At 71.0% G+C, this 12,775-nt stretch carries 12 protein-coding genes; 3 read left to right on the top strand and 9 right to left on the bottom strand.

Annotation, left to right across the window (positions count from 1 at the left end; genetic code table 11):
* Nucleotides 1-67 precede the first annotated feature (67 nt).
* Both P3T35_RS34895 and P3T35_RS34890 read right to left on the bottom strand, forming a co-directional pair.
* Entirely contained in the window at nucleotides 68-490 is a 423-nt protein-coding gene (locus P3T35_RS34895) for a secondary thiamine-phosphate synthase enzyme YjbQ (RefSeq protein WP_101383572.1), read from the bottom strand.
* Between the two features lie 165 nt (nucleotides 491-655).
* Nucleotides 656-925: a hypothetical protein gene (locus P3T35_RS34890; RefSeq protein ID WP_101383571.1), complete on the bottom strand. Its 270-nt coding sequence runs from the start codon at nucleotides 923-925 to the stop codon at nucleotides 656-658.
* Nucleotides 926-1,739: 814 nt separating this feature from the next.
* Between P3T35_RS34890 and P3T35_RS34885 the strand changes: the two genes are divergently transcribed.
* Nucleotides 1,740-2,756: a glycosyltransferase family 2 protein gene (locus tag P3T35_RS34885; RefSeq protein ID WP_101383570.1), complete on the top strand. Its 1,017-nt coding sequence runs from the start codon at nucleotides 1,740-1,742 to the stop codon at nucleotides 2,754-2,756.
* A 116-nt stretch (nucleotides 2,757-2,872) separates the two neighbouring features.
* Nucleotides 2,873-3,541 (top strand): lysophospholipid acyltransferase family protein, encoded by a 669-nt coding sequence (locus P3T35_RS34880; RefSeq protein WP_101383569.1) that lies wholly within the window; start codon nucleotides 2,873-2,875, stop codon nucleotides 3,539-3,541.
* Here the strand turns inward: P3T35_RS34880 and P3T35_RS34875 are convergent.
* The 7 genes from P3T35_RS34875 to P3T35_RS34845 form a co-directional block, all read right to left on the bottom strand.
* Nucleotides 3,514-5,430, bottom strand: coding sequence for an ABC transporter ATP-binding protein (locus P3T35_RS34875; RefSeq protein ID WP_101383568.1), 1,917 nt, complete (start codon nucleotides 5,428-5,430; stop codon nucleotides 3,514-3,516). The genes P3T35_RS34880 and P3T35_RS34875 overlap by 28 nt on opposite strands.
* Before the next feature lie 133 nt (nucleotides 5,431-5,563).
* Nucleotides 5,564-6,328: an SDR family oxidoreductase gene (locus P3T35_RS34870; RefSeq protein WP_101383567.1), complete on the bottom strand. Its 765-nt coding sequence runs from the start codon at nucleotides 6,326-6,328 to the stop codon at nucleotides 5,564-5,566.
* Nucleotides 6,329-6,410: 82 nt separating this feature from the next.
* Nucleotides 6,411-6,914: a hypothetical protein gene (locus tag P3T35_RS34865; RefSeq protein ID WP_280709116.1), complete on the bottom strand. Its 504-nt coding sequence runs from the start codon at nucleotides 6,912-6,914 to the stop codon at nucleotides 6,411-6,413.
* A gap of 166 nt (nucleotides 6,915-7,080) precedes the next feature.
* On the bottom strand, nucleotides 7,081-8,157 hold the full coding sequence (locus P3T35_RS34860) for a glycosyltransferase family 2 protein (RefSeq protein WP_143676982.1): 1,077 nt from the start codon (nucleotides 8,155-8,157) through the stop codon (nucleotides 7,081-7,083).
* Nucleotides 8,158-8,360: 203 nt separating this feature from the next.
* Entirely contained in the window at nucleotides 8,361-9,257 is an 897-nt protein-coding gene (locus P3T35_RS34855) for an SDR family oxidoreductase (protein ID WP_101383565.1), read from the bottom strand.
* A complete protein-coding gene (locus P3T35_RS34850; RefSeq protein WP_101383564.1) occupies nucleotides 9,254-10,165 on the bottom strand; it encodes an alpha/beta fold hydrolase in 912 nt (303 codons plus the stop codon). The genes P3T35_RS34855 and P3T35_RS34850 overlap by 4 nt, the downstream gene beginning before the upstream one ends.
* Nucleotides 10,162-11,697: an NAD(P)/FAD-dependent oxidoreductase gene (locus tag P3T35_RS34845; RefSeq protein ID WP_101383563.1), complete on the bottom strand. Its 1,536-nt coding sequence runs from the start codon at nucleotides 11,695-11,697 to the stop codon at nucleotides 10,162-10,164. Before P3T35_RS34845 ends, P3T35_RS34850 begins: the two co-directional genes overlap by 4 nt.
* A 225-nt stretch (nucleotides 11,698-11,922) precedes the next feature.
* Between P3T35_RS34845 and P3T35_RS34840 the strand changes: the two genes are divergently transcribed.
* Nucleotides 11,923-12,687 carry a MerR family transcriptional regulator gene (locus tag P3T35_RS34840; RefSeq protein WP_348533450.1) on the top strand — a complete coding sequence of 255 codons (765 nt, stop codon included), beginning with the start codon at nucleotides 11,923-11,925 and terminating at the stop codon, nucleotides 12,685-12,687.
* Nucleotides 12,688-12,775 lie beyond the last annotated feature (88 nt).

The following is a 12,775-nucleotide window of genomic DNA, read 5'->3' as shown; positions in this document are numbered from 1 at the left end:
CCCGATCCCGCTCCTCCCGATCCCGCTCACCTCGATCACACCCACCCCGACCACGCCCACCCCGACCTCACCCCAGGAACGAGAGCCGGACGGTGCGCCGCGGGTTGTCGCCGTTGGTGTCGACCAGCACCACCGACTGCCAGGTGCCCAGGGCCATCCGGCCGCCGATCACCGGCAGGGTGGCGTGCGGGGCGATCAGGCCGGGCACGACGTGGTCGCGGCCGTGGCCGGGGCTGCCGTGGCGGTGGCGCCAGCGGTCGTCGGGGGGCAGCAGATCGCGCAGCACGGCCAGCAGGTCGTCGTCGCTGCCCGCGCCGGTCTCCAGCACGGCGACCCCGGCAGTGGCATGCGGCACGAAGACGTTGAGCAGCCCGTCCCGCTCGACCGCCACCTCCTTGAGGTACGTCGCGCAGTGCTCGGTGATGTCGAGCGCGACCTCGCGATCGCCGGTGATGATCTCGAAGATCCTGGACTGGAAGCTCTCGGCCATGGCGCCCATCCTGCGCTCTGCCGAGGCTTGGGGACAACTTCTCGCCCGTACCCGGGCATGTCTATGACCCGATGGGCGGATATCGCCCGTCGGGTCGACCGCCCCCGCGCCCGGCCCTCAGCGGGTCGGGACGCAGGGGTCCTTGCCGGACACCACCCGCCGGGGTCAGCCCCGGCTGCCGAACAGGCTGCGCTTGAGCCGCCGAAGCGGCGCGAGCAGCCGAACACGGGTGGTACTGCGGCGCGGGGCCGCATGGGTACTCACGCCACGGGGCGTCAGTTCCCTTATCAAACCGAGTGCCTCCGCGGTGTCGACCGTGGAGAGCGCGGGCGCGCCAAGCACTGACAGGTGGCGATCGATCCGCCGACCTGCCGCACCCGTGCCGCACTGAATGGCCGGCACGCGGGGCCTGGTCCGCACTTGCATGTGTTCCATCAGTAATTCCCACCCCTACGAGGCGCCAGGGCCGTGAGGCGAAGACTATCCGTGTTCGACGGTCCTCACGCAACCGTCCTGGTGTTCTTGCCACCGTATCGTGTGATGACAAGTCACGTGGCATCCGGTGCCCGGAGCTCGGTCACGACTGCGCATCGATGCGTCCGTAGCGGCCTGCTGACGACCCGTCACGCAAGTGATCGCGCAACCTTCCGGCGCCCCCATCCGCACGGCGGCCGGCTTCGCGACCGCCCGGCATTCACCCCCGCGGGCAGGCTCGCGCCGCGCGCGTGCCACCCTTGCGCTCCCCTTTGCGCACCCCTCGCGACCGCCTTCTCAGCCTCGGCACTCATTATTCAGAAACTGAACGCAAACGGGGGATTGACGTGGGGCTTCCTTCCAAGGAGTATCTGATTCAACGCGCGATACAAGCGTGAGCTCCACCGCGCGTTCGATATCTGAACACATTGTGTGATAACTTCCACCACTTCCTGGAACCAATGTCCGGCCGTCTCGACGCTGCGGCGGCCCGGCTTCAGGCAGTGGGGGATCGGCGGCCGGTCGTTGAGGGTCGGCCTGGCCGCCACAACCGACTGCCGGTGTCGTGCGCCTCCCGCTGGTGCGGCACCGGCGGTCGCCGTTGCGTCTGACAGCCACTGTTACGTCTCACCGTCGCCGTTGCGTCTCACGGTCGCCATTGCCCTGACGGCCACCGTCGCTCTGATGGTCACCGTTGCCTCTGTAGAGTGACGAGGTCAGGCGCCCCGCTCCGCGGCGGGCAGCCCCAGCCCGGAGAACAGAGAACAGGAAGCGCGTGCCAGCCCTCCTCAGCATCGTCGTCCCGGTCCACGGCGTGGAGCGCTTCCTCCCGCACTGCCTGGACTCCATCCTGGCCGGCCAGCAGGCCCAGGACTTCGAGGTCATCGCGGTCGACGACCTCTCCCCGGACGGCTGCGGCGCGATCCTGGACGAGTACGCCGCCCGAGACCCCCGACTGCGGGTGCTCCACCTCACCGAGAACCAGGGCCTGGGCGGCGCCCGGATCGCCGCGCTGCCCGAGGTGACCGGCGAGTTCCTGTGGTTCGTGGACAGCGACGACTGGCTGCCCGAGGGCGCCCTGGACGCCGTGCTGGCCGAGCTGCGGACCGAGCGCGCCGCCGAGGTGCCACTGGACGTGCTGATCACCGGCTTCAACCACGTCTACCCGGACGACAGCACCGAGCCCAACCCCTGGCGCCACCTGCTGGCCGGGTCACCGCTGGAGACTCCCGAGGGCAGCACCCTGCGCGCTCACCCGGCACTGCTGCGCACGGTGCTGTCGGTGTGGAACAAGGTGTTCCGCCGGGCGTATCTGGACGACCTGGGCGTCGCCTTCGGCCGCGGCTACTACGAGGACCTCTCGGTCACCTATCCGGCGCTGATGGCCGCCATCCGGCTGCGCTACCTGGACCTGCCCTGCTACAACTACCGCCGCGGCCGGCCGGGGGCGATCACCGCGACCTCCTCCCCCAAGCACGCCGACGCCTTCGCCCAGTACAACGCGATCTTCGCCTTCCTGGACCGCCACCCGGAGCTCGCCGACCTGCGCACCCTGGCCTTCGAACGGACCGTCAAGCAGGCGCTGACCGTGTACGACTCCCCCGGCCTGGTCCCCACCGAGTTGCGCGGCCAGTTCTTCGGCCGGATCGGCGAGCACTTCGCCGCCCACCGCCCCGACGGCTACCGGTTCCCAAGCGGGGTGACGGGCGTTCAGTACCGGCTCGCGGCGCGGGGCAGCCGGCGCGGCTACGACGAACTGCGCCGGGCCGGCCGACTGCTGCGCCGTGGTTGACCGATCCGCGGTCACCAGGAGCCAAGGACCCGGCACAGATGATATGAAGGGGCCTTCGGAAAAGTAACCGGCCGGTAACGCCGATTCGGACAGCTCCGGTGACCGGGGAGGGACACATGATCAAGATCATCACCAAGCTGGTGCTCAAGCCGTTCTCCAAGGCGGTCTACCGGCCCGTCGTCGAGGGCCTGGAGAACGTGCCGCGCAAGGGCGGGGTGATCCTGGCCAGCAACCACCTGTCCTTCATCGACAGCGTGGTGATCCCGCTGACCGCACCGCGTCCGATCAGCTTCCTCGCCAAGGTCGAGTACTGGCAGGGCAAGGGCTTCAAGGGCCGGGTGATGCGCGGCTTCTTCGAGGCGATCGAGGCGGTCCCGGTGAAGCGCGGCGAGATCCACCTGGCCCAGGTGGCGCTGGACTCCGCCCTGGCGGTGCTGGAGAACGGCAAGGCGTTCGGCATCTACCCGGAGGGCACCCGCTCGCTGGACAAGCGGCTCTACCGCGGCAAGACCGGGGTGGCCTGGCTGGCCCTGAAGGCGGGCGTGCCGGTGGTCCCGGTGGCGCTGGCCGGCACCGACGAGATCCAGCCGGTCGGCACCCGCCGCCCCCGGATCCGCAAGGTGACGGTCAAGTTCGGCGAGCCGCTGGACTTCTCCCACCTGCACGGCCAGGAGCGCAACGCCCGGGTCCGCCGCCAGGTCACCGACGAGGTGATGGCGGCCATCCACGCGCTCTCCGACCAGGAGTTGGCCGAGGTCTACAACGAGGTGCCCAAGGCCGCCTGAGCGGCCAGCACCCCCACCGGCTCCAGCCCCATCGCGGCCGACTCCGACTCCACCGGGTTCGACCCCACCGGGTCCGACCCCACCGGCGCCTGGTCGCCGCCCTCCCGGCGCAGCAGCGCGGCATAGCGGCCACCCTGCTCCAGCAGCTCCCGATGGGTCCCCAGCTCGACCACCCGGCCGTGGTCGAGCACGGCTATCTGGTCGGCCTGGCGGATCGTGGACAGCCGGTGGGCGATGGTGATCGTGGTGCGGCCGGCCGAGAGCGCGTCGAGCGCCTGCTGCACGGCCCGCTCGGTCCGGTTGTCCAGCGCGCTGGTGGCCTCGTCCAGGATCAGCACCGGCGGGTTGCGCAGCACGGTCCGGGCGATCGCCAGCCGCTGCTTCTCGCCGCCGGAGAAGCGGTAGCCGCGCTCCCCGACCAGGGTGTCGTAGCCGTCCGGCAGGCTCGCGATGTGGTCGTGGATCTGCGCGGCCCGGGCGGCGGCCACCAGCTCCTCGTCGGTGGCGTCGGGCTTGGCGAACCGCAGGTTCTCGGCGATCGAGGCGTGGAACAGGTAGGTCTCCTGGGAGACCACGCCGACGGAGGCCGCCAGGGTGTCGAAGGCGAGCTGGCGCACGTCGACGCCGTCGATGGTGACACGCCCGCCGGTGACGTCGTAGAGGCGGGGCACCAGGTAGCTCAGCGAAGTCTTGCCGGAGCCGGTCTCGCCGACCAAGGCCAGCGAGCTGCCGGCCGGCACGGTGAGGTCGATGTCGGCCAGGGTGCCGGCGGGCTGCTCGGTGTCGTAGCCGAAGTCGACCCGTTCCAGCCGGACTTCGCCGCGCACCTGGGGCAGCCGGATCGGCTCGGCGGGTTCGGCGAGCTCCACCGGCAGGTCCAGGTACTCGAAGATCCGCTGGAAGAGCGCCAGCGAGGTCTGCACGTCGACGCCCGTGGAGAGCAGCGAGACCGCCGGGCGGAACAGCGCCTGCTGCAGCGAGACGAAGGCCACCAGGGTGCCGATGGAGATCAGCGGGGCGCCGTGGTGGGCGGTCAGGCCCGCCGCCCAGTAGATCAGCGCGGGCATCGCGGCCATCACGATCTGGATGATGTTCATCCGCCAGCGCCCGGCCATGCTGGAGCGCACCTCCAGGTCGGCGAGCTGGTCGGACTGCTCGGCGAACGACCGGGAGAGCGAGTCGGAGCGCCCCATGGTGCGGCCGAGCAGGATGCCGCTGACCGACAGCGACTCCTGGACGGCGGAGGAGAGCACGGCGAGCTGCTTCTGCCGCTCGGAGGTGATCCGCTTGCGTTCCCGGCCGACCCGCCGGCTGATCCAGACGAAGACCGGCAGCAGCACCAGTGAGACCACGGTGAGCCGCCAGTCCAGCGCGACCATGGCGACCACGGTGGCCACCACGCTGGTCAGGTTGGAGACCAGTGAGGTGGCGGTGGAGGTGACGGTGGCCTGCATGCCGCCGATGTCGTTGGCGATCCGGGACTGCACCTCACCGGTGCGGGTGCGGGTGAAGAAGGCCAGCGACATCCGCTGCAGATGGGCGTAGACGGCGGTGCGCAGATCGTGCATCACCCGCTGGCCGACGGTGGTCGAGATCAGCGTCTGCAGCACGTTGAAGACGCTGTTGACCACGGCTGCGGCGATCATGCCGAGGACGAGCAGGCTGAGCAGGCCGGTGCGGCCGTGCGGGATCGCGGTGTCCAGTACGGCACGCAGCAGGAACGGGGTGACCACCGAGACCACTGCGGAGGCGGCCACCAGCAGGCCGACGACGGCCAGCCGGGCGCGGTAGGGCTTGAACAGGCACAGGATCCGCCGCAGTTGGGCGGGCGGGCGGGGCTCGCCCTCGGCGCGCGCGGGCGGCGTCCAGTCGATGCGGTCGGGCCTCACGACACCTCCAGGCAGGACGCGGACGGGTTGGCCGGCACTGGGCACGGCCACCTTGGCGAGGATAGCTCATTGTTAGCGTAACTAATAATGAGCTACCGTCACCGAATATTCCGCCCCAGCCGGGGTGACCCCGTCAGTACTTCCGGCCCGCCTTGCTGGACATCTTGCCGAGCCGCCCGCTGGGCAGCACCCGGCCCAGCGCCACGACCAGCTTGTAGCGCTTGCTGGGCACCGACAGGGCCCGGCCGTGGGCCAGGTCGCGCATCGCGTCGTCCACCACCCGGTCCGCGTCCAGCCAGGCCCAGGACGGGATGTTCTTGGTGCCCATCCCGGCCCGCTGGTGGAACTCGGTGTGCACGAAGCCCGGGCAGAGCACCATCAGCCGCACGCCGGTGCCCGCCAGGTCGCGCGCCACGCCCTGGGTGAAGCTCACCACCCAGGCCTTGGTCGCCCCATAGGTGCCGCGCGGCACGAAGGCGGCCACCGAGGCGACGTTCACCACTCCCCCGAAGCCGCGCTCCCGCATCCCGGGCAGTGCTGCGCTCGTCAGCCGCAGCACGGCCTCCACATGCACCTTGAGCATGTCCAACTCGGCCTCCAGCGGCACCTGGAGGAAGGTGCCGCGGTTGCCGAAGCCGGCGTTGTTGATCAGGATCCCCACCGGCCGGGCGTCGTCCCGCAGCCGGTCCTCGACCGCGCCGATCCCGGTCTCGGTGGCGAGGTCCGCGGTGAGCACCTCCGCATGGACGCCGTAGCGCTCGTGCAGTTCGGTCGCGGCGTCGTCGAGGCGCTTGGTGTCCCGGGCTACCAGCACCAGGTCGTGGCCTTCCCTGGCCAGTCGGCGGGCGAAGGCGGCACCGAGCCCGGCGGTGGCGCCGGTGATGAGGGCAGTTGTCATGACCCGACGCTAGCGGGTGGGCCGCGGCGGCGGCACGCGACCCTGTCCGCGTGCCGCCGCCGACTGCTACGGCAACGGTGCCTCAGTGGGGAGGTGGCGGCGGCTGCGTCCCGGTGCTGGGAGACGGTGGCTGCGCCGCAGGCGGTGCCGCGTATCCCCTGGGTGCTTCCACTCTGTGCGTACCGGCCGTCAGCGCCCAGATGATGAAGACGTCGATGGCGATGAGCACGATGGCCCAGAACGGGTAGTACGGCAGCCAAAGGAAGTTGACGACCATGTTGAAGCCGACGACGGCCACGCCGATCACCCGGGCCCACACCGCACCCGTGAAGATCGCGACGCCCGCGAGCATGATCAGGATGCCCAGGATCAGGTGGAACCAGCCCCAGCCGGTGACGTTGAACTTGTAGACGTAGTCACCGGTGATCACGTACCGGGTGTGGTTGGCGATCGCGGCGATGCCCTCGAACACCGCCATCAGGCCACCGAAGATCATGAGGCAGCCCGCGAACATGGTCCATCCGGTCGCGAACGGTTTCCGATAAGTCTCAGCGCCGCCCGGCGACATACTGACACTACTGCCCATTTCCGGTCTCCTTAAGGAGCAGACTGTCGCTGGTTCAGCGACCCGGTCGGAGGCCTCCTGCTATCAACGCTGGCACGGCACAACCCCGGCCGCTACTCAGGCGGTGGACGACAGCGGGGCCCAGCCCGAGAGCTGGAGCCCCGACACGGCGAACACCGTCGCCGTACTAGCCGCGCACGGCCTCCGGGGTCGGCGCCGGCGGCTGGGCCGACTGCCGGGCCGCGGCCTTGCGGGCCCGCCGGTAGAGCCGGTGCACCCGCTGCAGCGCGATCATCTCGTCCATCCGGTCGGCCAGGGTGAGCTGGTACTTCAGCTTCGCCGGGCCGCTGCGGAAGTCGGCGACCCGCTCGACGCCGATCGCCCGGAGCAGCCGGCTGACGTGCTCCTGGTAGAGCTTGCGGTAGTTCTTGTCGCCCTCCGGCAGCCACCAGAAGAACATCGGGATCTCCTCGACCAGGCAGTTGTGGTCGTAGGAGTCCAGGTACTCGCGGAACTTGGGCTCCGGGCGGGACGCCAGCCACTCGCGGACCAGCTCCATGGAGCGGACCCGGTCCACCAGGCCCCTGGGGTTGGTGTGCATCTGGGTGATCGAGACCTCGCCGGCCTCGCGCTCGCGCCAGTGGTAGATGTGGTCGCTCAGCACGTCCACGCTCTCGGCCAGGTAGTGGTGCGGCACGCTGACCGGCGCGTCCTCGTAGAGGATGCCCTCGGGGTAGAGGATGCCGGCGCCGTCGAAGAAGCTGCGGCGGTAGACCTTGTTCCAGGCGGTGCGGTCGGTGACCAGCGCCGGGAGCTCGGTGACATGGGTCTTCAGCCGGGTCTCGCGGAACGGCTTCACATGCGCGCCGGACTGGTAGTAGCCGACCGAGCGGAACCGCAGCACGTTGCCGCACGCGAAGTCGGAGCCGGTCTCGTCCAGCGTGCTGATCATCAGCTGGTAGGCGTGCGGCGGCAGGGTGTCGTCGCTGTCCACGAAGGTCAGGTACTCGGTGCCCTCGGCGAGGTTGCGCCAGCCGGTGTTGCGGGCCGCGCCCAGGCCCTTGTTCTGCTGGCGGACCAGCCGGAACCGGGCGTCCTTGGCGGCGTAGGCCTCGGCGATGGCGGCACTGGAGTCGGTGGAGCCGTCGTCCACCATCACGCACTCGAAGTCCGCGAAGGTCTGGGCCGCGATCGAGTCGAGGCACTCTTCGAGGTAGCGCTCGACGTTGTACACCGGGACGACGACGGAGAGGCGGGGGGCCATCGGCGGGGCGGGCCTTTCGATCAGGGGCGGTGCGACCCGGCCGGAGGCGATCGGGGCCGTGCGACCCGGCCGGTGGCCGGTCACCTTGGGTGACCGGCCATGGGTGCAGGCGCGATCCTACCGCTCGATCGGAGCAGGCGCCCAAGGCCGCCGCGCACGACGCCTTGGGCGGCCAGCGCGATCAGCCCTGGCGGCCGGCCCGCTCAGAGCCGCCGGAGCCGCCGGGCCGCCTCGTCGGCCGCGCCGCCGGCGCCGACCGCGTGCATCCGGCTCACCGCGGTCAGCGCCAGTCGGGGTGCCATCCGGGCCACCTCGCGGGAGCCGACGACGGCCACCAGGCTCGGCAGCACCCAGCGCATCGGCTGCATGCCGCGCAGCCAGGCCTGGGCGTAGACGTGCGGGGAGCGCCGGGCGATGCCCGCGACCAGCCGGTCCACCGCCGGGCCGATGGGGTAGGTGCGGTTGGCCGGCCACGGCAGCTTGGCGCGCATCTCGCGCATCAGCTCGTCCTGGTCGGCGCCGCGCACCATGTCGGTGTCGGTCCAACTCAGGTATCCGACGCCCACCTTGATCCCCTGGTAGGCGACCTCGGCGCGCAGCGAGTGGGCGAAGGCCTCCACCCCCGCCTTGCTGGCGCAGTAGGCGCTCATCAGCGGGGCCGGGGTGAGCGCGGCCAGCGAGGCGATCTGCAGCAGGTAGCCGTGCGACTCGGCGAGCGCGGGCAGGAACGCCCGGGCGGTGGCGATGCTGCCGAGCAGGTTGACCTCGATCACCCGGTTGTAGGCCGCCGGGTCGCTGTCCAGCATCGGACCGCCGATCGCGATCCCCGCGTTGGCCACCACGGTGTCGATCCGGCCGTACTTCTCCTTGATCGCCTGGGCGACCAGGCTCAGCCCCTCCAGGTCGGTCACGTCGGCCTCCCAGTAGCCGGCGTCCGGCCCGCAGAGCGCGGCAGCGGCCTTGAGCTCCTCGGGCTCAAGGCCGACCAGCGCGACCTTGGCGCCGCGGTCGGCGAGCTTGCGGGCCATCAGTGCGCCCAGCCCGCGGGCGGCTCCGGTGACCACGACGACCTGGGAGTGCAGCGGCGGAACGGTGGTCATGCGACATCGGTCCTCTCGGTGGGCAGGTGGGTGGTGACCAGCCGGCGGAGCTCGGCGGAGACCTCGTCGGGGCGCTCGACCGGGGACATGTGGCCGACGCCGGGCAGCAGGAGCCGGCCGTCGGGCTCGGCGAGGGCGGCGAGCATCGTCTCGGCGTGCGGCGGCGGGGTGAGCTTGTCGTGGCTGCCGACCAGCACGGCGGTGGGCGCGGCGAGCCGGGCCAGGCCCGCTCGGACGTCCAACTCGCAGAGCACCCGCCCCCAGTTGGCCCGCACCGCGCTCGGGCAGGCGTGCACCACCTCGGCGCACGCCCGCACCGCCTCCGGGCCGCTGTCCGGGCCCAGCACGCCGAATTTCAGCACCGCCTGGCCGGGCGCCGTGACCGGTCCCAACGGCAGCCGGGAGTTGAGCAGTTGACGATGGAACAGGCGGCGCAGTCCGGCCGGCAGCCAGCGCGGCGCCAGCCGGGCTTGGCGGACCAGATCGGCCGGTCCGGTGCTGCAGAGCAGCACTGCGGCGGTGCGTTCGGCGATCGCGGCCCGGCCGCCGGCCGCCATGATGGTCATCCCGCCCATGCTGTGCCCGGCGAGCACCGCGCGCTCCCCCGCCGGCACCACGGCGGTGACCACGGCCTCCAGGTCGTCGGCCAGCGCGTCGGTGGAGTAGCCGTGCCGGGTGGGCGGGATGTCGCTGCGGCCGTGCCCGCGCTGGTCGTAGGCAACCACCCGGTGGTCGGCGGCCAGCCGGTTGATCACCGGCGCCCAGAAGGCGATCGCGCAGGCCCAGCCGTGCGCCAGCACCACCAGCGGGGCGTCGGCGGGCCCGAAGGACTCGACGTTGATCCAGTGGCCGTCGGCGGAGCGGATCCGGCGGCGCTCGGCCGGCTCCGGGAGCAGGTAGTCGTTCATGCCATCACCCGCTGCTGGGAAGGGATCTGACGCTTGATCAGCTCGTACTCGGCGAGGTCGATGCGCCGGGTGGCGCGGCGGTAGGAGCTGGTCGAGCCGGGCCAGAGGGTGGTGTTCTTGCCGTCCTCGGTGAGGTACCAGCTGCGGCAGCCGCCGGTGGTCCAGACGGTGCGCGCCATCTTGTGCTGCAGGCGCTGGTTCCAGACCCGCTGGGCCCGCTCGGTGGGGTGCAGGGCGGTGGCGCCGAGCGACTGGAGGGTGGTCAGCGCCTCGACCATGTAGGTCAGCGAGGACTCGATCATCAGGATCATCGAGCTGTTGCCCAGGCCGGTGTTGGGGCCGATCACGAAGAACAGGTTGGGGAAGCCGTGCACGGTGGTACCGCGCAGCGCCTCCATCCCGCTGTCCTTCCACTCTTCGGCCAGGCTCTGGCCCCGGTCACCGAAGATCTTGGCCGCGACCGGCATGTCGGTCACGTGGAAGCCGGTGCCGAAGATCAGCACATCGGCCTCGGCTTCGGTGCCGTCGGCGGCGACCAGGGTGCTGCCGCGCACCTCGCGCAGACTGCTGGTGACCACCTCGGCGTTGGGGGCGGCCAGCGCCGGGTAGTAGCTCTGGCTGAGCAGGATCCGCTTGCAGCCGATCCGGTAGTCGGGCGTCAACTTGGCGCGCAGCACCGGGTCCTTGATCTGCTGGGCGATCTGCCGCTCGGCCATCCGCTGGACCAGCTTGAGCAGCGCGGGGCGCCGCACGAACGCGTCCACCTGGATCTCGCGGACCGCGAAGAGAGCCGCCCGGCGCAGCGCGGTGGTGGCCGGGACGGCGCGGTGCAGGGCCTTCTCCAGCGCGCTGATCTCCCGGTCGACCTTCGGCAGGACCCAGGCGGGCGTGCGCTGGAAGACCGTCAGCCGGCCCACCTTGGGCTGGATCGACGGGACGATCTGGATCGCCGAGGCGCCGGTGCCGACCACCGCGACCCGCTTGCCGGCCAGGTCGTAGTCGTGGTCCCACTGCGAGGAGTGGAAGACCTTGCCGGGGAAGTCGGCCAGCCCGGGCAGCTCCGGGATCTGCGGCGCGGAGAGCGGACCGGTGGCGGAGACGATCGCGTCGGCGGTCCACTGCCCCTGGCTGGTGGTGACCCGCCAGCGGGCCGCGTCGGACTCCCAACGGGCCTCGACGACCTCGTGGTTGAAGCGCAGGTGCGACCCGAGCCCGTAGGTGTCGGTGACCTGCTCCAGGTAGGCGCGGATGTCCGCCTGGCCGGAGAAGCTGCGCGGCCACTCGGGGTTGAGCGCGAAGGAGAACGAGTAGAGGTGGGACGGCACGTCGCAGGCGCAGCCCGGGTAGCTGTTGTCGCGCCAGGTGCCGCCGACCGAGTCGGCCCGCTCCAGGATCACGAAGTCGGTGATCCCGGCGCGGCGCAGGCGCACCCCGGCGCCGATGCCGCCGAAGCCGGAACCGATCACAACGACTCGCACATGCGGCGGGTCGGTGGGCTGGGCGCTGCGCGGTTTGGGGGTTCGGGCGGCCATGCGGGTCCTCTCTGGTGCACACGCGGGGTGGGGGCTCGGACCTCGGAGTTCGTGGGTGAGCTTAGGTGCCGTCCGCCCCGTTCCGGGACCCGTGGTCCTGGTGGACGGCACGGCGATGATCGTGCCAGTAATTACTGGCACGATGGGAGGGTAGCTGTTGACACTGAATCTCGTAAGGGGTCCGGCATGGCCGAATTCCAGGGCCCGCGCCCTATGCTGAGCCGTGTGGCGGAGATCGACGAGCAGCCGGCGGAGCAGCCCGCACGGGAGTACCGGGTGGAGGAGCTGGCCGCGGCCGCCGGCATCACCACCCGGACGCTGCGCTTCTACCGCGAGCGCAAGCTGCTGCCACCGCCGCGCAAGGAGGGGCGGATCGCCTGGTACGGCGAGGCCCACCTGTCCCGGCTGCGCATGATCACCGAACTGCTGGAGCGCGGCCACACCCTGGGCGGCATCGCCGAGCTGATCGGCGCCGGCGAGAGCGGGCGGGACGTCGCGGAGCTGATCGGCCTGGCCGACGCCATCATCTCCCCCTGGTCCAACGAGACGCCGGTCTCGATGAGCTGGGACGAACTGGCACAAGCCTTCGGCGACCAGCTGACCGACGCCAACACCGCCGAGTCCATGGCCCAGGGCTACATCACCGTCACCGAGGACGGCATCACCCACATCAGCCGCCGGCTGATGGAGGCCACGGTGGCGCTGATCCAGGAGGACATTCCGCTCGCCGCCGTGCTGGACGTCAGCCGCAAGGCGCAGGAGTACGCGGACGCGATGGCGGAGGTCTTCGTCGGCCTGATCCGCGATCAGCTGCTCGGCGCGCTCACCGGGGACGAGCCGCTGCCCCCGGGTGAGGCGGCGCACCTGACGGAGCAGCTGCTACGGGTCCGGCCGCTGGCGCGTACCGTCGCCGATGCGCAGTTCGGGCTGGCGATGGACCGCCGGGTGCACGCGGAGTACGACGAGGTGCTGCGGCGGCGTCAGGGCTGACAGTGAGGATGTGTGGTGGCTTCTCCGGCGGGTCTGACTCACGGGCTGACCGACGCCGGCTGGCTGTCCTTTGCGGGATTCGTCGGCC

This window comes from Kitasatospora sp. GP30 (genome assembly GCF_029892145.1).
Taxonomy (GTDB): domain Bacteria; phylum Actinomycetota; class Actinomycetes; order Streptomycetales; family Streptomycetaceae; genus Kitasatospora; species Kitasatospora acidiphila.
Note: the sequence above shows the minus strand (reverse complement) of the source record. Positions and strands in the feature narration are given on the sequence as shown.